We start from the raw sequence: 21,440 nt of genomic DNA, 5'->3' as shown, positions 1-21,440 counted from the left end.
CCGGGTTTGCGGATGTGGTTTGCGATGCTGCTCTGGCAGATTCCTGATTAAGTCCAATATTCGGACTTTTTTCGAATTTCTCGATTGTCGGTTAGGGAGCAAGTTTTTAGAGTTCCAACACAACAGAAACACGACAAAAACGAACCAGGAGACCGACATGCATTTCCCACTCATCCTGCGAACTTGCGCTGCGATCGCGCTCAGTGCATACGCCTCGCTCAGCGTCGCGGCATGGCCCGACAAACCTGTAAAAATCGTGGTTCCCTATCCTCCCGGTGGCAATGTGGACGTTGCCGCGCGCCTGATTGCGCCGGGATTGCAAGCCGCGCTGGGTCAACCATTCATCGTCGACAACAAGCCCGGCGCAGGCGGCATGATCGCCGGCGAGCAAGTTGCCCGCGCTGAGCCGGACGGCTACACCTTGTTCATGGCAGCCAATGGACCGCTACTGTTCAGTCCGCTGATTTTCAATCGCCAGGCTTATAAATGGGACCGCGATTTCGAACCTATCAGTTCGATCTCGTACACCCCGCTGGTATTGCAGGTGAATCCCAAATTGCCGGTGAAGACAATGAGCGATCTGATCGCAATGGCAAAGCAGGATCCCAACAGGCTCACCATGGCTTCGCCCGGCGCAGGCACTACGAATCACCTGGTGAGCGAGCTGCTGCAGTCGCTGACCGGCGCGCACTGGACGACGGCCCACTACAAAGGCAATTCGCCCGCTACCACCGACCTGATCGGAGGCCAAGTGGATTTCAACTTTGATCAGATTTCGGTCGCCTTGCCATACGTCAAGGAGGGCCGTTTGCGCGCCTTGGCCGTCACGACAGCCAAGCGCGTGCCGTCGATGCCGGACGTGCCCACCTTTGCCGAGGCCGGGATATCCGGCATGGAGGCGGCAACATTCACGGGATTGTTGGCCCCGAAAGGCACGCCACCCGACATTCTGAATCGTCTCAGCGCCGCGTTGACCCAGGTCCTGGCCGATCCCACCATCATTCAACGCTTTGACGACCTCGGCGCTCAAGCACGCGCGAGCACGCCTGAGGCATTCACGAAATACCTGGCCGCCGAAGACGCGCGATGGACCCCGATCATCGAACGCGCGGGCATCACCGCGAATTAATCCCCACATCGATTCCTGGATTTCTCCATGACACGACGCAGTATCTACGCCGATGGCTTTAGCCATAAGAATCCCATTCCTGCGGCCAGCCGCATCGACAACCTGCTGTATTCAGGCAGCATCCAAGGCACCGACCCTGCCACAGGCGCCTATGGCAGCACGATCGAGCGCCAATGCGAACTGATGTTCGACCATGTGCGCCGCATCGTCGAGGCCGGTGGCGGATCGCTCGCCAACATCATCAAGATGACCGTCTGGATGCGGGATCGCAGCCAACGTGCGGCATTGAACGCGGTGTGGCTGCGTGATTTTCCTGATCCCCAAAACCGGCCCGCCCGCCACACGATGCAAGCCGACCTGGACGGCGACAAGCTGATCGAATGCGACTTCATTGCGATACTGAATGACAAAGAGGCCACACGTTGAGCTCACAATATCAGGTCTTTCATCCCTCTCCCACTGCGCCCAGAACCTCGCTGCCGCGCGGCGCGTGTGATAGTCAATTCCATGTGTTCGGTCCGGCCGAGCGTTATCCCGTACGCGCTGGTGCCGCCTACGAAATGCCCAGCGCCACGATCGACGTCGCACTGCGTTTGCACAAGTTGCTGGGCATTGAACGCGGTGTCATCGTGCAAGCCACCACATATGGCGCCGATCACCAAGTCGTACTCGATGGCCTGGCTGCCGCCGGGCCAAATTATCGAGGCTGCGCCAACGCGGCTGTCCTGGCAGAACGCGATGATGCCTATATTGCCAAGCTGCACGATGCCGGTGTCCGAGGCGCACGCTTTAGCCGCCAGGGCCTGGGCATCAGTATGGAGCCCGCGGTGTTTGACCGGGCGATTGGTCGCATCCGAGAACTGGGCTGGTACGCCAAATTCCAGCCCGAACCTGACGGCATGATGGCGCAAGCCGAGCAGTTCGAAAATCTGGATATCCCCGTACTGCTGGATCATATGGGGCGCGCAGATCCGGCTGCCGGCGCCAACGACCCGACGTTGCGCAAGCTGCAGGAATTGCTACAGCGCGGCAATTTCTGGGTCATGCTGTCGCTCACGGAAAAGCTGTCCAAGACGGGCTACCCCTGGGATGACGTCGTGCCGTTAGCCCGTACGCTCATCGCAGCCAACCCTGACCGCATTGTATGGGGCAGCGACTGGCCTCACCCCGTTTCCGTCAAGGCGACTCCCGACGAAGGACAGTTGGTGGATCAACTGGCCCGTTATGCCGGCGATGCCGCCATGCTGCAAAAAATCCTGGTCGACAATCCGGCCCGCCTGTTTGGATTCAATCAATGAAACTGCTTTCGTACGAACACCAAGGACGTATCGGCTTTGGCGCATTGCGTGATAGCGAGCACATCGTGGCGCTGGACGATCTAGGCTATGACAGCCTGAAAGACGTATTGACTGCTCAAGCCTTGCCCATACTGCAACGGTTGGCCGCCGAGCGAGCCGCGAGCTTGCGCCTGGACCAAGTCCGTCTCTTGCCGCCCATCACCGCACCGGAAAAAATCATCTGTGTCGGTGTCAACTATGGCAATCGCAACGAAGAATACAAGGACGGCAGCGCGCCACCCGCCTATCCCAGCGTATTTCCGCGGTTCCCAGGATCTTTTGTCGGACATGGCCAACCGTTGCTACGCCCGCCCGAGTCCGAGCAGCTCGATTACGAAGGAGAAATCGCGCTGATCATAGGCAAAGCGGGCCGCCGCATATCGGCCGACAATGCCTGGGATCATATTGCCGCCCTGACCTGCCTGAACGAAGGCACCGTACGCGACTGGCTGAAACACGGCAAATTCAACGTCACCCAGGGCAAGAACTTCGACGCCAGTGGATCAATGGGTCCCTGGATGGTGACAAGCGATGAATTCGATCCCAATGCGCCTCTCGAAGTCCGCACACGTGTCAACGGCGAGCTGCGCCAGCAAGACCGCACGGACAATCTGATGTTCCCTTTTGCCGAATTGATTCGCTATATCTCGATCTGGACCACTCTGAAGCCGGGGGATGTCATCTCTACCGGGACGCCTATCGGTGCGGGCGTGAGGTTTACTCCCCCGCGGTTTCTGAAACCTGGTGACGTGGTAGAGGTCGAGGTCTCGGGCATAGGTGTGCTGTCGAATCCGGTGGCCGACGAATTGATCTCTCATCCTTAAGGAACCGACATGCTCAACGCAACCGACCGCGAGCGCGCCGCCACACTGCTGATAGAGGCCGAACGCAGCGGTGTCCCCTGCCAGCAGCTGGATCGTCTTTTTCCCGATATCGACATCGCGGATTCCTATGCGATCCAGAAAAGAATCATCGATGACAAGCTTAGCCGCGGCGCAGTCCTGCGCGGCCACAAAATCGGCCTGACATCCAAGGCCATGCAAAGTACGGTAGGCATCAACGAACCGGACTATGGCCATTTGCTGGACACCATGTTCTATCAGGATGGTGAAACCATCCCGACCGAAACACTCATCGTCCCCCGCGTCGAAATGGAACTGGCCTTTGTGCTGGGCAAGCCCTTGAGCGGCCCGAATGTCAGCCTGTTCGATGTGCTGGACGCCACCGACTATGTGGTGCCCGCCTTGGAACTCATTGACGGCCGCAGCCAGTACCCTCGCCGCATTGTCGACAACATCGCCGATAACGCCGCCTGCGCCGGGATTGTGCTGGGGGGCCGCCCTGTCAAACCCCTCGATGTCGATCTGCGTTGGGTCGCTGGGCTGCTGCTCAAAAACGGCGTTATCGAAGAGTCCGGCGTGTCCGCTGCGGTACTGGGCCATCCTGGCTTGGCCGTCGCCTGGCTCGCCAACAAACTGGCACAACACGACACCGGCCTCCAAGCTGGTCACATTGTGCTCGCGGGCTCGTTCACTCGTACCGTGGCCGTCGCACGGGGCGATACCTTGCATGCCGATTACGGCCCATTGGGCAGCATTTCCGTGCATTTCTCCTAAGGGCCTTCATAAGGGGCGCCAGGAAACCTTCGGCCGTCGCGGGCGCGCCACGATGCCGGTGCGGCATTGCGTTGAGCTGACCTAGCCATTGCAGGATGGCGCATAATAGCGGCTCCCCATCCAGCACCGCATTCCCGCCCTCATGCCCACCCTGCACGTGTTCCTGCTGTATCTGGCCGCCGATCTGGCGCTCAAACTCACCCCAGGCCCGGACATGGCGTTGACGCTCACGCGGGGTATGACACAAGGGTTTCGCACGGCGTGGATCAGCGTGCTGGGAAACTGGTCGGCAGGATTTGTGCAGGTGCCGCTGGTCGTGCTGGGCTTGGCGGCGATTTTCAAGGAATCTCAGACCCTGTTTGCCGCGGTCAAGGTTCTGGGCGCAATCTATCTGGTCTATCTGGGCATTCGCGCATTGCGCCGCTGTGCCCGGGCCACCGCCACCAGCCTCACCGCCCAGCCAGGCAGCGCCCGCGATGCCTATTGGCAGGGATTCATGACCAACTTGCTCAACCCCAAGGTGTTCATCTTCATGATCGCCTTTCTGCCGCAATTTACCGACCCGGCCCGCGGCCCGGTATGGGTGCAGATGCTGGTATTGGGCGTGTTTTCCAAAATGCTGGGGCTGGTGACGGGCGCGATCTACGCGTATGGCGCGTCACGGATCCGGGGCTGGTTGACCCGCAATGCGTGGTTTATGCGTGTGCAGGACGGCCTGCTGGGCGTTGCCATGTTGGGCATTGCCGGGTGGTTGATACTTAACCGAGATCCGATCAGCTCGCCGTCCCGCTAACGCGATTCATCGCAACGTCTGGGAAACCGCCTTCCATTGGCCGTCTTTCTGGCAAAACAGAAATTCCCAACTTTCATGGTTTGGCCCCCGCTCCAAACGCGAATGCAGCAAGCGGCATGGCATACCGTTTTGTTGCTGAACACCGTCTGCATTCAGTTTTGCCGTAATGGGTGTTCGGCGTTTGGTGGGACTGCTCCACAAGGTCGTCGCATTGTCCTGGGTGTTTTCAAGAACACCTACCGCCGCTTTGTTGAACGAGACGGCTTCTTCGTGCTTTAACGAACCGTAAATCGTGTCGGTGGAAAACGCGCTATAGGCTTGCGCCCAAGCGCCCTCACCGGCCAATAGCACTGCAAGCGCCATTGCCGATAGCGTTACATTGCGACGGGATACTTTCATCGTGATTCTCCTACGTTGATGATTCATTGTAGTCTGTGCCGACGCTCGATCAGGGAACGGCTTGCGTCCAACTGGAGTTCGCCTGCCCCACTCGTTGATAATCCTTGATCGTTGCTGCCCTGCCGAAATCTCTTTCGCGTATGGTCCCATCGCGGCCGATCACAAAGCTGTTCACACCGGACTGTCCATATCTGGCAGGCCACGCGGCAAAAGCGCATCCCGTTTCGTCAGCAGGCAACAGGATCGCGTACCGATAGCCGTGCAGCGCCGCATCGGCAGGGACGTCCGGCCCCATGACCAGCGCATCGTCAGTGAGCGGGCTTTGCGGCGAAGACTGCCCCGCAGGGTCCCAATACAATCCATCATATTGGCCCTCGCGGCTGACGATTCTCTCAGCCGCCTTGCCTTGGCCCACCGAAGAGCGATAACGCTCTTGCGCCGCGCATAGGACCTGCAGGGTCTGTATTGCCGCGAACTCGTTGCGGTCAATACGCCGATGCTGCATTTCCCTGGCGCCTTCGCGCACGTCGAATCGCCACCCCTGCCTGCTTTTTACGATAGGCGCGGGAAAGGACCAGTCGTGCTGTCCCACGACGAGCGCCGCAGACGTCTCACTGGTGCCGACCACTTCATGACGCTGCGACCATGCGGCTAAAAAGGCATACACGTCATCCTGTGACACGCTATCTCGGGGGACATAACGGTGAAAGTCCGCGCCGAGCACGTGCTTGAGCTTGTCTTGATCGCCCGTGGCGATAGACGAAACCAAGGCCTCGGCAGCCGCGTCGGCCGTCGGGTAAACCGCCTGGGCAAACACCTGCCCTCCTATTCCCAGCGCGGTGGCCAGGCCCACGCTCAAGGTGGCTTGGCGAATAATGTTTTGGCTGATCCGTTTCATCTCCGTATCCCTCCGCGTCCATGTTGACCGCCTCCGCGCAGAGCGCCACCCTGATGCGATGGGGCTGACATGCGCCGCTGCTCGTGATGCACGGCCGGTCTGGCCTGGCCAGTGCGCGCATTGCTCGCGTTACGCGTGTGCGCAGGACTATTAACGCCACGCAAAGCGTTGTCCCGATTGTTGTCCCTGGACCGATTGATAGCAGCGGCCTGTGCATTGCCGCGACTCTGTGCGTGATGGGCACCACCGGTCTGCGCACGATTGGTTCCTGTTTGCCGATGGCCGGCCCCTCGTGCCCCCGCATTGGAGGTTTCATGCTGACGCATGACGGCCTGCGCATGTTCCCGGCGATCTTGCTGTCCCCCGCTCGGTCTGGCAGCCGTCCCCAGCGTTCGGTCGCCCTGATTTCGCTGGGTGCGAACGCGTTGATCATCAAAACGCTGTCTGGTGTCTGCGCTTCGATATGGCGTATTTCCCCTGCGTGATGGATCGTGATTCCAATTGACATTGGAACGGCTGGCATCTAGTCTCCTGTTGACGTTGATATTGTTGTAGCGATTCACGTCAATATCGACATCATGGTGGTCCCAATCAAAACCGCCCCACAGCGAATCGACAATGGCGACACCTGTGCCAAACGCCAATCCCGACACCAGCGCAGAAGCGAATACGGACCCTGGCGGCGGCGGATAGTACGCCGGGGGATATGAGGGATAAGGCCATGTGCCGTAGACGGTCGTGGGGTTATAGGTCGGCACGTACACGACGCTCGGCGACGCGGGAGCAATGCTGACAACCGTCGATCCGCCTTGAGTGGACGTGGTCACCGTCTGCTGGGCATTGCTGTTCAGCGATCCCGCTTTTTGCGCCTGCAATCGCAATCGCTGCACGGAGTTCATCACGTCATCTGGCTGGTCCAGAAAGGCGTCACCCACCGATTTAACCCAGTCCGGCTGCCTGCCCATCATATCCAGTACTGACGGGAACGCTGCTAACGACAGCACACTGGGGTCCCAGGGCTGGTTCTGGACAGCTTTTACCGCCTCATCGCCGCTGAGATTCGTATGCTGCGCAGACCATTTCGCGGCCGCAGCCACATCGTCGGGATAGGTAGCCGCCATCAGCACTTGCGACAGCAAGGCATCGGGATAGAGCGCCACCGGTGCGAGCATTTGGTCAAGCTGCTCGTTGCTCAGTCTGGACTGCGCATACCCCGGCGGACTCAAACACAATAGCGCGAATAAAGCAATGCAATACCTTAATAGCCATCTCATGGAAGTCTCCCGCCAGAAAAGTGAATCGCTTCGTAGAACTCTCTCAATCACGGCACAATAATCTTGACAGACCACACCTGCGCCAAACGGCCTCCGGATTTACAGCAAGGTGAACAACAATTTAGTCAGCGTACTCTTGAGCGGCCATTGTGTCGCCACCAACAGCAATAATGGCAATGCGGCAGGGGCTACGATCTTGAGCAAAATGGATTTGTTCACGAGCACCGGCCGCATCGATGCAACGGATTGGTATAGCGCCTGGATATCCGCGACAGGCCCCAACTCTGGCGCATTCAGCATCGGCAAATCGGGTACTTCACGTTGCGCGATCCAGCGTGCATCCACTGCCCGCCCATGTTTGGCCAACAGCACGCCATAATCAAGCAATGCTTTTTTCTTGGCCCTGACCAACATGGGGGAAAACACCAATAATGGCGCCAACCCGATCAATACCAGCACGATCAGCAGCACCGCCATCTGTATATATAGGGAAGGCACCGCCACATCATGATAGAAAACACCATGAGCCCATGCACCCGCCATCACGGCTGATACAGACAGAATGAAGGGGCTGTAGATCACCGGCAGACGATCCAAGAACCCCAACCCTGCAAACCTGTCCGGATGCATGACCACCAGCTGTAAAGGCAACCGGGCGATGCGAAACAGCAAGATCCCTAACAGGACCAATCGCCATATTGACGCTAGCAACAATATCGAAAAAATGGGACGCGTCACCAGCAGGAACCACCATGCACCAAAGGCCAGACTACGGCTGTTTGCCCCTGCCCACTCGATTTCGTCTCGATTGGGGGTGAGGAAAAATGCAGCTGTCCAGGTTGAGACCAAGCCCACAATGATCACCCAGGGGAACGCCCGGTTACGCAGCCGGATTACATCGACGAGAACCTTTTCAAAGCGTTCGCGCTGACCGTCTCCTATCAACTCTGTCCGGCGAAACTCCCGCATGAATAGAGGGATCATCTGCTGCGCCAGTCCCTCTGCGAGCACAAGCAGTGGAATCGCAATCAAGCAACGCGCATGAATACCTATGTGCCCAAGCAGAGGCTCGGCAATTCCTGCTGATTCGACAACGGTACCTGCCAGCCACGAAGCGATGACCAACGGCAGCCATGCGACCAAGGCATACACAAGCGCACGGCGCTTGATCCCATCTCCATGAGCAGGAATCAGCCCGATCCGGCGCTGCAACCGGTAAAACAGGTCGTCGCGCACCAGCGAAAATGGCTCGGCGTCACGTTCCCTCAATTGCGTCGTCCCCATATCCACCTCCGGGATACCACACCGACACAGACTACCGTGTCATATCGCCGGTGCACCTGACCGGCACGATTCAGTCAAAAGCTCACTGCCAACCCGACGGAAAAGCCCGAGACATTGTTGCCAAACACATAACGCCCCACCAGCCGGGTACGCGTAACGACGACGTTGTAAGCGCTCGAGTCCAACTCCAGCCCCGCTCCCACGGATGTCAGCCGGTCAAACCCCAGCACACCGCGCTGGTCCCCGAGAAACTCCGAATGCGTCAGCTCCAACACGTAGCGCAGTGGCCGTTGCAGCAGCATCATTCCCGTCGGTGCGCGATATCTCGCCCACAGATTCGCTGAACGTGCCGACGCTCTGCCTTGCACTGCCGCAGAGCTGGCAAAGCTCTTGAGCCTGATATCGGAATAACGCAATTCGACATCCACCTCGTAGCCGGGCCGATAATGTTCATAGTCCAACATGACGGACCCACCCAGGCCGTAGGCATTCAGGGATCCTCTATCCAGAAAGTCAATATCACGTCCGGTTCGCCTCCCTACATACCAGCTGGCGGCGCGCAAATCACTCGTCACGTTACCGAGCGCAAAGTTGAAAATCGGCCGAAATTTCAACTCATCGGTCAGTTTGAAATCCCAACCAATGCCGCCGGTAGCCGATAAACTGTTCCATTTAGTAGGAATACGCCGCTGCTCAGCGCCTTGGGTTGCCACAAAAGTCGGATCGTAGCGGCTGGCCGCCAGGACGCCTTCCATGTAGATAGGCACCGATTGAGACAGCGTGTCGCCACCGCCCAGCTGTGTCATATAGAAATCGCTGGAACCCGACGTTCCAGCACTACCACTGCCTATCGACAAAGCGCTGGTCGTGATGTCGGGAACGATCGAAAACGACATCAACGCCAGGACGCCATTAGCCCGTTTTTGCAGATCGTCTTTCGTCAACCGCACGGTCGATTGCGCCGTCGCCAATGTTCCCCCCGACAAGGAGCATAACGCGAGCCCCCAGCTCGCGAACTGAATCGCTGCCCTGGCCATCCGTGGCTTTCCGAACAAATATCTCGCTCTCACTGCTGCCTCACAAGATACTGATTGATCATGGCTTCAGCTACCAATCTCACCGCTGCTGGGACTGCCCAGGGGGATCGTTCATCGAGTCGCGCTGTGCAACTAACAGCGCATCGTTTTGATCGATACGGATGACTCCAATCCTGGGAAACTCGAAATCAATAATGATGTATAGCGCGGTAGTCATCACCAAGGCATATAACGCTTGATGGATAAATCCGCCCCGCCCTCCTTTTGCCAGATTCAGGCCGACAAAGTAGCCGCAAACCACAGCCAGAATGGCCAGAAACAGATAGGTCACTATTGGCGGATGCACTTTCTGAGCCACAGTCTGTGCCGTGGACACATCGAACATCTCGTTCACTGCACTGGCGTACGCCGCAGCAAACGGCGGTGTACTGCGCGTTGCGGCCTGCATGGATGAGGCCCAGATTTCCTTCTGTATTGCGCCCACGTTGTTTGCAATCACGTCACGCTGATCCAGATCGGCGACGTTCCGGTAATAGTTGATGCGCTCATCCACGTAACGCCGAAACTGTTCGCGCAGCCCGGGCTGGTCCGCGGCATTAATCATGTCGATACGCAGCCAGGCGGTGCCAATGGCGTTGACCTCCTGGACCAGCAGGTTGCGGCGCTCCACCATCCGCTGGGAGGCACCCGAAAAGGTGAAAGCCACCAATAAACCCAATAGCGCGAAAACGGACGCTTCGATAGCCGCCGCACCAGATCGGCTGCCGCCTTCATCCGAGTGATCGCGTTTACCCACATAACGCCCAACCTGAATGGCGCCATACAACACACAAAAGAACACTACAACAAGGCTGACGAGAATCAAGGAATAGCTCATAGGTCACCATGCACCCAAAGGACCGAAAAGGACCAAAAATGACACGCAGGGAAAGTCAAACTAAACCGTCAGATTTCGCCGTTTATCTCCTGTACATTGAAGTGAATGGAAGGCCGTATAGAAATCACTGCCCCGGACCGCCGACAAACCAACGCAAATAGGCATTGTCCTGAGCCGCCTGCCCTAATGCGCTGGCCTCTCGCGCCCAACCTTGGCGATCGCCTTGATACGCGGACAAGGCCGACCTGTAAAACACGTCGAGCTTGCTTCTCTCGTTATCAATTTCGGCCATCAGAGTCGAATCGGCTCCTTGTATCGGCGGGTCCTTACGCAAGGCAAGTAATGCTGGCAATGTCCGGGTGATCTCACGCTGCCGTACCCACGGCGCATACTCGATCGCGGGGAAATCGTCCGTCACTGCCGGCATCTGATCGACAAAGCGCACCAGGCCCTCTCGATCGGTCACCCAGGTCGCCAATAGCGCCGCTGACGAGGCAACACCCACTTCGGTCAACGCCTCCCGCACCTTGGGTTGCGAAAAACGCGCATCGATACGGGTAGCGTCCAGCGACAAAGGCTTTATCGAGCCGATCAGCAGCATCTCATGCAACTCCGTGGTCCAGAGCGAGGCATGAGGGAAGACATCGATGAAAGCCGCGACCAGCGCGCGTGTGTCGTCCAGATTCTGTGTAGGCAACGGCAGCCATTGGGCCACGATGCCATCGGGATTCAGACGATCTGCCGCCAGGGTGTAGAAATCACGGGAATAGAGATTCACCACCCCTGCCGCAGACGGCGGAGGCGGCTCCAGCGTAATCAAGTCATAACGCTGGTCACTGACCAGCAACTCGCGCCGGCCATCGCGCAATCGGACATCCAGGCCAGGATCCTCGGCGGCGGAATAAGTACCTTTGAAAAAAGGCGCTGCGTGCAACACACCAGGCAATAGTTCGGCCACGACCCGTTGGTCCAATGAAGGATAACGCGATAATGCACCAGCGGTAATGCCCGTGCCATAGCCGATCACCAGCGCCGATCGCGGCTCTGCGTTGTGCACAATCAGCGGCAAAAGCGCTTGCAGCCGCATATAGCGCAAGGACGGCATCGCGTCACCGGAGTTCGACACGCCCTGGATATAAAGCCGATGGAATCGATGGTCACCGCTGCCGCTTTCCACGACGGCGACAGTGCCGCCGTGATTCTCCTCATAGAACACGAGATCATTGCCTTGAGCACCCGGTAATAGTCGCGCGAGGTGGTTCGGCGCGAGAGACCATCCAATGATCAACACGCCAACTGCCAGCGCTGCCGTCACCGTACGAGCCATGGCGGCCACAGGCCGGGCTTGCCAGACTGCGATCAGCCCGACTGCGCAGGCCATCAATGCCAATAGCACCAAACTGCGAACCGTGCCCAGCGCCGGCAATAGAACAAATGCCGTCATCGCCGTCCCTGCGATGCCCCCCAACGTGTTGGCCGCCAGCACCGCACCTGCGCCCCGGCCACGTTGAGCGGACGGCACGGCGATGCGCAACACTGCGGGAAATGCCGCACCCAACAATAATGTAGGCAGCAACACGATAACGCCAGCCGCCACCGCAAAGCGCGCACTCATCCCGGCGAGCCTGCTTTGCGTCCACCCCTGAATCACGGTTTCCGCCACGCTTTGCGCATTGACTAGCCAGCGGCCCAGCAGCGCCAGCTCGAGCAAGGCCAAAACACCTGCACAAGCGATCAAGAGCCCGAACACTCGCCACGGATTTCCAAGCCGATGCTCCCAGGCCGCATACACCGCTGCGCCTATAGCCAAACCGGCGAGATAAACGCCCAGCACGATAGAAAAGGCGAAAGCGCGCGTGCTCATGAAAGGCACGATCATCTGCGACCACAACACCTCATAGCCCAGCGCAACCCCTCCGGCCACCGCGTACAAGCCTATGGCCAACCACGCCCGCGACGGCAATGCTGGAGAACCTGTCAGCGATTCCTGCGTTCGCTCCGGCTCCATACCCAGCCGCGCATCGCGTCCCCATAGCCATGCGCCTATCGCGGCAACCACGTTCAATCCTGCGGCTACCCAAGCGGTGCGTTGCACGCCCAATGCAGGGATAAGAATGAACGCTGGTAGCAATGCACCGAGAATCGCTCCTGTAGTGTTTGCGGCATATAGCACACCGCCCGCTCGCCCTACGCGCCCTGCGCCGACCGCGCGCAACAGCACGGGCAGCGTGCCTCCCATCAGGAACGGTGCCACACCTATCACCACCACTACAGCCAACCAGGCCAGGAAGGCGCTGTGTTGCTCCACGCGGGCGAATGGTAATGCCCCGTGTGCGAGTATCTGTGTCACAACCATCGCTGCAACAGCGATGCCCATCTCGATCCATACATAGGCCCGCACAGGCCGATCGCTGCGGTCCGCTCTGCGTCCCAGCCACCAACCGCCCGCCGCCAGCCCCAAAAAGAATGCACTGATTGCTACTGCAATCGCATGCACTTCCACACCAACAATCAAGGACAGCTGCTTGATCCAGATAATCTGAAAAATCAACGCAGACATGCCAGACAACGCCAGCAGAATGGCTGGCGTCGCCAGGCTCGCCGTGCGCACCGCGGCCGGTGCGGCTCCAGATACATCGTGCAGTGAGCGTGTAGACGAACTCATATCGTTTGAGGTAGACCCTATGCGAAATACTTAGATAGGGGACGCAGCATGCTTGCTGCGCCCCCTACTCCCTCTCTTACTTGCCTTGCTTCTTGGCTTGATCTTCGAAATACTGCTCGACCTGTCGGTCTACATCGGCTTGTACCTGATCAACACTGAAGGACGCCGGACGCTGGCTGGGCGGCCATTCCAGGAAGGTCTGCAGGAACTCGGCTGCCTTCATGGATGCCATGAGCACCAGGTAGTCGTTTTTCACCAGCCAGTCATAGTATTGATTGGATACGACATCTGCACGCTCATACGGGTCCATGCGCAAATTGAACAGCTTAGGTACACGCAAGCATACAAACGGGTCCTTCCACACATTAAATCCACCCGGTGCCTGCTGCTCGCAAAAGACCGCTTTCCAATTGTTGTATCGCATGGCGACCAACAAGCCGTCGTCGTTGAAGTAGTAGAAATCCTGGCGAGCACTGTCGTCGCTCTTGCCCGTCAGATAGTCCAATTGGTTGTAGCCATCCAAATGGACTTTGTAGCTCTTGTTGCTGCCGTTGGGAGTCCAACCTTTCAGCAATTTCTCCTTGACGTCGCTATCTCCGACTGCGGCCAGTAGCGTGGGGAACCAGTCAAGCCCCGAGACAATTCCCGTTTTGACCGCCCCTGCGGGAACATGTCCCGGCCAGCGAATCATGGCGGGCACCCGGTAGGCGCCTTCCCAATTCGAGTTTTTCTCGTTGCGGAACGGAGTCGTCGCCGCATCCGGCCAGCTGAACTGATTGGGCCCGTTGTCGGTCGTATAAATAACAATGGTGTTGTCCGCAATCCCCAGATCATCGATTTTCTTCAACAACTTACCGACATCCTGATCATGCTCCCACATGCCATCTGCGTAAGCATTGCCCGGCATGCCAGCCTTACCCTGATGCTCGGGGCGGATGTGGGTATAGACGTGCATGCGCGTGGTATTCATCCACAAAAAGAACGGCTTGTCGCCTTTGCCATTCTTGTCAAGATAATCCAACGCAGCACCGACAGTTTCGTCGTCAATAGTCTCCATTCGCTTACGGGTCAATGCACCGGTGTCCTCGATCTTTCCGTCAGCCGAGGATTTGATGACACCCCGGGGCGGAGGCGCTACCGGTTGTCCTTTCGGCGCGTCGGCTACGTTCTTTGGCCAATACGGGCGTTCGGGCTCTTCCTCGGCATTCAAGTGGTAAAGATTGCCAAAGAACACATCGAACCCGTGATTCGTGGGTAGATACTCATCACGGTCGCCCAGATGATTTTTACCAAACTGCGCAGTGTTGTAGCCATGGGACTTCAAGGCTTGGGCAATCGTGATATCCCTGTCTTGTAATCCAACGGCAACACCCGGCATGCCCACTTTGGACAGCCCGGTACGACGCGGCACCTGCCCCGTAATAAACGTAGACCTGCCCGCCGTGCAGCTATTCTCAGCGTAGTAATCGGTAAACCTCGTCCCCTCTTTGGCGATGCGATCTATGTTCGGTGTCCTATAGCCGACCACGCCGTCACCATAGGCACTGACGTTGGTTTGACCGATGTCGTCACCGAAGATCACCAGAATATTGGGTTTCTTGCCAGAGGCCTCTGCCGCCGGTTTAGATTGCGAGTTCTGAGCCTGCGCTGGCGCGCCGCCCGTGATCGCAAGTCCGCTCGCGGCCAACATCGCCGCCCCCAGCCATCGTCTTGCTTTCATCGCTGCTCTCCTTGCCCTGACGGGCGGTTACGTCCCACTATTGAACCTACTGCAGCGGTTCGAACGAATACACCCGCCGCCATTCCGACTGCATATCGACGACCGTCCAGTTCTGGCGTGTGGCCTCGTCCAATGCCTTATTTAATCGGCCGACTTTGGAATCCCGGTCGTATGCCCACTCTCGCTGTGCGTCTGTGTGGTGTACGAGGCCCGCAAAACGCTTGCCGTCGCCTGCTGCTGTCCACTGCAGCATCTGCAGATCACCATCCGAATTGCCGAAGGCAAAGATCGGGCGTCGACCGATGTAGCGCTGTATGGCTACCGGTTTGCCCGGACCATCATCGTTGAATTCGAGCTTGCCCTGACGCCACAACACGGGAGCGTCATTACGATTCTCAAACGTCGTCACAAAGGTGGTGCCGATAATCTGCTCGGGCGGGATACCGTAGGCCGCAGGCGCCCAGGCGCGCATGAACTCGACCTCTCCCCCGGAAACGATGTAGGTCTTGAAGCCCTGATCGCGCAGGTACTTCAGCAACTCGACCATGGGGGCATAAGTCATATCGATGTAGCGCTGGTTAAAGCGGGGATGACGCGCCGTGGCCGACCAGTCCGACACGCTTTGCGTGAAATCGTCGACGCTCATATTGGTGTGGGTCGCGCCGACTATTTTCAGCAGTCCTGATTCCCCGGACTTGGCCAATCGGGCCTTGTCCCCCTCGATCACCGCCTTAAACGGTTGACGCCGCGCCCATTCCGGATGCTCTGGCGCCATCGCCTTGACGCGGTCCAGGGCAAACATGACCTGGAAATACATAGGCTGCTCGCTCCAGAGCGTACCGTCGTTGTCGAACACGGCGATGCGGCGCTCCGGCGGAACAAAATCGGGATTTTTCGGATCGGTCACTGCTTGCACGAACGCGACAATGGCTTGACGCGAGGGGCCGTCATTCCACGAAGGTAACCCGGCATGCCGAGAATCCGCATGATGTCCCGCACACGCCGATATCAACAGCGTGACGGTCAACATTCCCAGCCATGCGGCGCAACGTCGTACTGCTGTAGTCGATATGCTCTTCATGAGTTTTCCCTTGGTTCTCGGAGGAGTCCGTTATTCCCGTTGTTCTGAGGGGGATTCAATCTGACCGGTAAGGCGTACGCGGACGCCCGCCGCTGTTTTGTTCGCCAGGCGAGACGCCATTGATGCGATAGATGGACCAAGCTTGTCCGCCACGTCTTGTCGGCCCCACTGCCCGCGACTCTGGTGCCCAATACCGTCTGGGTGGCGCTGCGAACCGCTATGGGCAACTGGGCCGTAGCGGCGCTTACATCGGCCGCGCCGCTGGCGACTTTCAACCATCGATAGAAGGCGCTTAGCGACGTAACATCGCGCTGCGCTTCTCGCCGCCAGGCCCGCCAATGCCAGGCCTCGCTTGCTTGGTAGCGCGTGCATTGCAAATGCGCCCATTGGCTGAGCTGTCGGCCTGCCCTGCGCCACCACGGCCATGTGAGCCACAAAGCCAGCGCGAGAACGACGACGCCAATCGAGAACAGCAGCCAGGAGGCAGGCACCCAACGCAAGCCATGACGCAACTGCGCCAAATCCTCGGTCAAGGAAAACGGCGGATCGACGACAGGCGCGGCCGCCACCTCAAAAGTACGCCCCTGCAACGTCTGCGACCGCGGCTCGCCGGTCTCGCTATCGCGCCAATGCATGGTCACGTCGGGAAAGCTCAATGCTCCGGCTTGCTGGGCGACATAGTCCGCCCTGTCGATGCGCTGCCCGCCCACAAAACCACCTCGGCCATCGGTCAAGGTCGTGACTTCCGGTTCTCGTGAATAGCGTTTGAAACCCTTCACCTCGCCCAAGGAAGCCTCGGGCAACAGCATCGCTTGCACCCCCATCGCACGCTGGATGATGGTGCGTGTCACGCGGCCACCATTGACCAACGGGTCCGGCGCTGAATCGTAGTCTTGGGTAATGGCTATTTCATTTGCCGCTGGGCCTTCGTCGCTACCACTCTTTTCTGCGGCTACTGTGAACGAGAACGGCTGGCTGCTGGCCGAGGCGGTCTCTCCCCCGGGTCCCACCTTGGCACTGACCGTCAACGCAGGCACTTGCAGTCTGCCCGACGTGGTCGGGCTGAGCACATAGGTGTAACGCAAACCGTTGTAGACCACCCCGTCCTTTTGGTCCCGGACAATGACGCCCTGTCCCGATGGAGGCGTCACCATCGCGCCTGGCAGGTTCAACACCGGCAGTTGCGGCGGCTGCGTGAACCACGTTGGAGTCGTGACTTGCAACTCCAATTCCACCGTTGCCCCCACCTGGACTTCGCTCGAGCCTTGCAAACGCGCAGTGACCAGCAATGCAGCGGTGTCCTGGGCCCAGGCCGCTGACATGATGCCTACGCTCACAACCGTGCCCAGGAGGAACCTTCGCCAGTACATCATGGCTTGCCTCCCGCCCGTGCATCCTCGATGGCGAACTTGCTGCGCAGAAAGCGGGCCGGCGATACGGTCAGGTTGCGCAGCCACGCGTCTTCCGAGGCCGCTTTCGCCACGGGCACCTGAATCATCTTGCCGGCCTTGGCCGTCTTGTCATCGATGGTCTGATCCGGCGAATCAGCCGGCTCGCCTTGCTGTTCTTGGCTCATGTCGTCGATCAATCGTGACACGATGTCGCGATTGACCATCGCCGGTTTCCAGTTTGGCCGCATCGATAGGGCCTGATCGTAGGCGTCCAGCGCGGCGTCGTATTGCCTCAGACGAGTTTGGGTATTCCCTACATAGAAATACCCTTCGGCCGTTTGAACCGAGGAGAACGCCGCCAAAGCGACGGCGTAGTTTCCCGCCTGATACGCGGCCCGTCCCTTCCAATAGGGATCGTGGAATCGTTGCACAGCCTCGTCATAGTGGCCTTGCTCAAACGCTATCCGACCCTGCTGATCCGCGGTCAAGAACGCATCTGCCAGCGCACCGGCGTGCGCGATTGGCGCGGTGCTGAACGTGGCGGCCAACAGCAAGCCTCCGAGCCATGCCACATTCCAACCGCGCCGCAGCGTCAACAATGCCAACAGACCGAGCGGCCAGCACAGCCAATACCCTACGTCTTTCCAATGAACAACACCCATTTGCGCGTCTTGTACCGCGCGAAAATGTTGCTGGGCGTGCAATGTCACCCAATCCAGATCATCGGGGCTGCCCGTCAAGCTGCCCAAGGGCGCACCGGCGGCATCCGCCAGATTCCGTAAGGCAGCGACATCCAACCCCACCTGCCCCACGGCCATGATCAGCACCTGCATATTCGACGCTGCCCGAGCCCGATCTTTCACAGCATCAAGCTGCCCCGTATCGACCCCATCGGTGACCAGCAACAATGTGCCGCCCGCCTGCTCCGCCTGCAGCGCACGCGAGGCCAGATCGATCGCGGAGGCCGCATCCCGGCCTTTGCGCGCAATCAGATCGGATGACAAGGCTTGAGCGAACAGATCCAGCAAACTGGCATCATCCGTGGGAGGCGCCACCAGGTGCGCACTGCCTGCATAGGCAATCAGCCCGGTCTTCGCACCGGCCCGCTGTGCGCTCAGATCCCGCAGCAGATGCTTGGCCGCCTCCAGCCGCGAAGGCGGTATGTCAGCGCCATCCATCGAGGCAGATAGATCCACGGCGACGATGAGCGGCGCCACATTGTCCAGATACGCGGGTTCGTCCCGCTGCCAAGTGGGCCCTGCGGCTGCCAGCGCACCTAGTATCAACATCAACGCCAGTACGTCGATCGGCGCCGGCCCCCGGCTACCCGTTGACCGAACGGTCAAATACGGCAACAGGTCCGGCGCAATGCGGGTATCTCGACCAGGCTTGGCCAGATCACGGTGCCGGCCCCACCACAACACGATGGCCAGCGGTATCACCAACAGCCACCAGGGCCGCAGAAAGTGAAAGGCGCTGAGATCGATATTCATACCGATTCCTTCGCCGGCGCCTGCCCTGCATGGTCAGCACGATGCACACCACGCCAAGCGCCCAAGGCTGCGATGCAATGCCACAACAACAGCAAGCACAGCGCCAAACCCAGGGGGATCCAGAAGTAGTCCCGTTTCGGCTGGTGGCTGAGGGACTTGACCTCTTTGGGTGTAATGCGGTCCAGCGTGGCATACACCTCGCGTAGTGCGTTGACATCATTGGCGCTAAAGAATTTTCCCCCCGCCGTCCGCGCAATCTCGCGCAATGCGTCAAAATCCACCCGCTCTTCTCCGGTGGCCTGGGGATCTCCTATGCCTATCGTATGTACCGTCACATGATGGCGTGCCGCCAAGGCCGCAGCACGATCCGGCGGGATGGCGCTGCCGGTATCGTTGCCGTCGGTCAGCAAGATCAACACCTTGTCGCGCTCATCGGCTTTATCCAGCATACGGATGCCCAAGCCGATGGCGTCGCCAATAGCCGTATGGGGACCCGCCATGCCGACAGCCGCCTGGTCCAAGAGAAAATGCAGCGATGCGTGGTCGCGTGTCAACGGCGCCTGAGGATAGGCGCCCGTGCCGAAAACGATCAATCCCAGCCGATCGTCAGGACGTTTGTCCACGAAATCCGACACCACAGATTTGACAGCGTCCCAGCGCGACACTGGCCGGTTCTGCGGATCACGAAAGTCCGTGCTGTCCATCGATTGAGAAATGTCGACCGCCAGCAGAATGTCCCGCATCGGCTCGGTATGCGTTAACGGCGGCTCTACCCATTGAGGCCGCGTCAACGCCAATACCATCAACAACCACACGACGATATTCAACACCAGCTGCCCCCGGCGGTCGCGCACGCCAGGGCGAGTCGGCGACTTTCCGGTCAAGGTCGCCATCGTGTCGAAAAAAGGCAAACGCAAGGCCTGCCGCGTCTGTAAATAGGCCGGCAGCGCTCGATACGCCAGCACGCCCAAGGGCACGAGCAAAAAAAGCCACGGATACTCAAGCCGCCACATGATGACGCTCCATCCATAGCCGGCTTGCCGCAATCAAGCCCTTTAAGGTTTCACCATCCAATGACCGTACCGTCTCGTCCGGGGCATAAGCGAGCGCGAGCAGTACGCGGCCACTGCCGTCGGGAAGCACCGGCTGTCCAGCACTCTCCTGCAGATAGTTCAGCCAACCATCACCGTGCAATGCGGCAACGCGCGTGCGTTGCCCATCCAGCTGGGCTGCCAACGCGGTCCGCTTGAGCAGACCCGGCAGTTCGCGTATTGCCAGGGGATTGGCGGCAATCTCTCTGTTCAACTGCTCCAACGCGCGCAGTGCCTGACGGCGATACAGATTGCGCCGATGCCGCCGGTAACCCCATACCGCCATCCATCCGATGCCGAGCAGCAGCAATACCGCCACCACAGCCCACCCCCAGGTCTGCGGCCAATAAGCAGGCGGCGCAGGCAACGCCAGTTCCTGCAATTGATCCAGGCCGAGGACAGGCGTATCACTCATGGCCGCCTCTCTTCTTGCCGGTGTCCCAACTCACTCATCAATTGCGTCAATGGATCCGTGGTCGTATCGATGGACAGCAATGGCACCTGACTGCGGCGCAAGAGGTCCGCGACTTGCCGCAGACGGCCACTGAAAAAATCGGCCAAAGGTTGACGCTCTCGTGCCTTTCCGACGGAGATTTCGAGCTGCAACTCGCCTTGCGTCACCACCAGATGCCCTTGCCGCGGCAGATCTTGCGCCATGGGATCGTAGACCAGAGCTGCCACAACGCTGTTATGCGCAGATAACTGTCTCAATGCTCGCAGCGTGTCGTCATCGGCCCCGGCAAAATCGCTAATGATGCAGACCAGATAGTCATGCTTGGCAAAACCCAATGCCTGGCGCAATGCCGCATTGAGCATGGGGCCCGCCGCCCGGTCTGGCTTGTCGGCCGACAGCTCGCTATTGGCGCGCACCACCGATGCCAACAATGCCTGCACCTGCTGGCGGCTGCGCAACGGCTTTTGAACGCTGACGCGCTCATCGTCGAACACCAGGCCTCCCACGCGATCCCCTGCACGAAAAGCCATCCACGCCGTCGCGGCCGCCACCCGAGCAGCCACCGCGCATTTGAAAAACTTGACAGAGCCAAAGTACATGCTCATGCGCTGATCCACGATGATCATCGCCGGCCGGTCGCGTTCTTCGGTGTAGGAGCGCACGTACGGCTTGCCGTAACGCAATGATGCCCTGGGGTCCAGTTGCCGTAAATCATCGCCGGGCACATAACGCCGCAATTCGGAAAAATCCAGGCCGCGCCCGCGCAACCGCGATCCATGTTGACCGGCCAGGACGCTGGTGGAGGGCTGGTGCGCGACAAACGACAGGCCGCCTACCGCGCCTTCCATAGCCATCAATTCCGCCAACGACGGATGAACGGGATGTGGTGGGTGCGCCATGG

The 21,440-nt window shown here is 59.1% G+C and carries 20 protein-coding genes; 6 read left to right on the top strand and 14 right to left on the bottom strand.

The window, feature by feature from the left end:
* Positions 1–157 precede the first annotated feature (157 nt).
* From ACNA0J_RS04280 to ACNA0J_RS04255, 6 genes are all read left to right on the top strand, one after another.
* Complete coding sequence (locus ACNA0J_RS04280) at positions 158–1,129, top strand: Bug family tripartite tricarboxylate transporter substrate binding protein (protein WP_415816748.1); 972 nt, start codon at positions 158–160, stop codon at positions 1,127–1,129.
* A gap of 27 nt (positions 1,130–1,156) precedes the next feature.
* The gene (locus tag ACNA0J_RS04275) at positions 1,157–1,555 is read left to right on the top strand and encodes a RidA family protein (RefSeq protein WP_415816746.1); all 399 of its coding nucleotides are present in this window, start codon (positions 1,157–1,159) and stop codon (positions 1,553–1,555) included.
* Positions 1,552–2,427, top strand: coding sequence for an amidohydrolase family protein (locus tag ACNA0J_RS04270; RefSeq protein WP_415816744.1), 876 nt, complete (start codon positions 1,552–1,554; stop codon positions 2,425–2,427). The genes ACNA0J_RS04275 and ACNA0J_RS04270 overlap by 4 nt, the downstream gene beginning before the upstream one ends.
* Complete coding sequence (locus ACNA0J_RS04265; protein WP_415816742.1) at positions 2,424–3,290, top strand: fumarylacetoacetate hydrolase family protein; 867 nt, start codon at positions 2,424–2,426, stop codon at positions 3,288–3,290. Before ACNA0J_RS04270 ends, ACNA0J_RS04265 begins: the two co-directional genes overlap by 4 nt.
* A gap of 9 nt (positions 3,291–3,299) precedes the next feature.
* Positions 3,300–4,082, top strand: a complete 783-nt coding sequence (hpaH, locus tag ACNA0J_RS04260; protein ID WP_415816740.1) for a 2-oxo-hept-4-ene-1,7-dioate hydratase — start codon at positions 3,300–3,302, stop codon at positions 4,080–4,082.
* Between the two features lie 142 nt (positions 4,083–4,224).
* On the top strand, positions 4,225–4,875 hold the full coding sequence (locus ACNA0J_RS04255) for a LysE family translocator (RefSeq protein ID WP_415816738.1): 651 nt from the start codon (positions 4,225–4,227) through the stop codon (positions 4,873–4,875).
* A gap of 6 nt (positions 4,876–4,881) precedes the next feature.
* On the opposite strand, the gene ACNA0J_RS04250 is transcribed toward ACNA0J_RS04255, so the two are convergent.
* From ACNA0J_RS04250 to ACNA0J_RS04185, 14 genes are all read right to left on the bottom strand, one after another.
* The gene (locus tag ACNA0J_RS04250; protein WP_415816736.1) at positions 4,882–5,274 is read right to left on the bottom strand and encodes a hypothetical protein; all 393 of its coding nucleotides are present in this window, start codon (positions 5,272–5,274) and stop codon (positions 4,882–4,884) included.
* Positions 5,275–5,323: 49 nt separating this feature from the next.
* Positions 5,324–6,172, bottom strand: a complete 849-nt coding sequence (locus ACNA0J_RS04245; RefSeq protein WP_415816734.1) for a DUF2950 family protein — start codon at positions 6,170–6,172, stop codon at positions 5,324–5,326.
* Positions 6,169–7,446, bottom strand: coding sequence for a DUF3300 domain-containing protein (locus ACNA0J_RS04240; protein WP_415816732.1), 1,278 nt, complete (start codon positions 7,444–7,446; stop codon positions 6,169–6,171). The genes ACNA0J_RS04245 and ACNA0J_RS04240 overlap by 4 nt, the downstream gene beginning before the upstream one ends.
* Positions 7,447–7,545: 99 nt before the next feature.
* Entirely contained in the window at positions 7,546–8,730 is a 1,185-nt protein-coding gene (locus ACNA0J_RS04235; RefSeq protein ID WP_415816730.1) for a hypothetical protein, read from the bottom strand.
* A 74-nt stretch (positions 8,731–8,804) separates the two neighbouring features.
* Positions 8,805–9,767, bottom strand: coding sequence for a hypothetical protein (locus tag ACNA0J_RS04230; RefSeq protein ID WP_415816728.1), 963 nt, complete (start codon positions 9,765–9,767; stop codon positions 8,805–8,807).
* 79 nt (positions 9,768–9,846) lie between these two features.
* A complete protein-coding gene (locus ACNA0J_RS04225; protein WP_415816726.1) occupies positions 9,847–10,644 on the bottom strand; it encodes a bestrophin-like domain in 798 nt (265 codons plus the stop codon).
* A gap of 124 nt (positions 10,645–10,768) precedes the next feature.
* The gene (locus ACNA0J_RS04220) at positions 10,769–13,309 is read right to left on the bottom strand and encodes a fused MFS/spermidine synthase (protein WP_415816724.1); all 2,541 of its coding nucleotides are present in this window, start codon (positions 13,307–13,309) and stop codon (positions 10,769–10,771) included.
* A gap of 76 nt (positions 13,310–13,385) precedes the next feature.
* Positions 13,386–15,029 (bottom strand): arylsulfatase, encoded by a 1,644-nt coding sequence (locus ACNA0J_RS04215; RefSeq protein WP_415816722.1) that lies wholly within the window; start codon positions 15,027–15,029, stop codon positions 13,386–13,388.
* A gap of 46 nt (positions 15,030–15,075) precedes the next feature.
* Positions 15,076–16,110 carry an HAD family hydrolase gene (locus tag ACNA0J_RS04210; RefSeq protein ID WP_415816720.1) on the bottom strand — a complete coding sequence of 345 codons (1,035 nt, stop codon included), beginning with the start codon at positions 16,108–16,110 and terminating at the stop codon, positions 15,076–15,078.
* Complete coding sequence (locus ACNA0J_RS04205; protein ID WP_415816718.1) at positions 16,107–17,483, bottom strand: BatD family protein; 1,377 nt, start codon at positions 17,481–17,483, stop codon at positions 16,107–16,109. Before ACNA0J_RS04205 ends, ACNA0J_RS04210 begins: the two co-directional genes overlap by 4 nt.
* Positions 17,480–18,994: a vWA domain-containing protein gene (locus ACNA0J_RS04200; RefSeq protein ID WP_415816716.1), complete on the bottom strand. Its 1,515-nt coding sequence runs from the start codon at positions 18,992–18,994 to the stop codon at positions 17,480–17,482. Before ACNA0J_RS04200 ends, ACNA0J_RS04205 begins: the two co-directional genes overlap by 4 nt.
* Positions 18,991–20,007 (bottom strand): vWA domain-containing protein, encoded by a 1,017-nt coding sequence (locus ACNA0J_RS04195; protein ID WP_415816714.1) that lies wholly within the window; start codon positions 20,005–20,007, stop codon positions 18,991–18,993. Before ACNA0J_RS04195 ends, ACNA0J_RS04200 begins: the two co-directional genes overlap by 4 nt.
* On the bottom strand, positions 19,994–20,500 hold the full coding sequence (locus tag ACNA0J_RS04190; protein ID WP_415816712.1) for a DUF4381 domain-containing protein: 507 nt from the start codon (positions 20,498–20,500) through the stop codon (positions 19,994–19,996). Before ACNA0J_RS04190 ends, ACNA0J_RS04195 begins: the two co-directional genes overlap by 14 nt.
* Positions 20,497–21,438 (bottom strand): DUF58 domain-containing protein, encoded by a 942-nt coding sequence (locus tag ACNA0J_RS04185; protein ID WP_415816710.1) that lies wholly within the window; start codon positions 21,436–21,438, stop codon positions 20,497–20,499. The genes ACNA0J_RS04190 and ACNA0J_RS04185 overlap by 4 nt, the downstream gene beginning before the upstream one ends.
* Positions 21,439–21,440: the final 2 nt, after the last annotated feature.

Source organism: Bordetella tumbae, from assembly GCF_965139195.1.
Lineage (GTDB): Bacteria > Pseudomonadota > Gammaproteobacteria > Burkholderiales > Burkholderiaceae_B > Bordetella_A > Bordetella_A tumbae.
The sequence above is the reverse complement of the archived record's forward strand: the minus strand, read 5'-3'. Positions and strand labels throughout refer to the sequence as shown.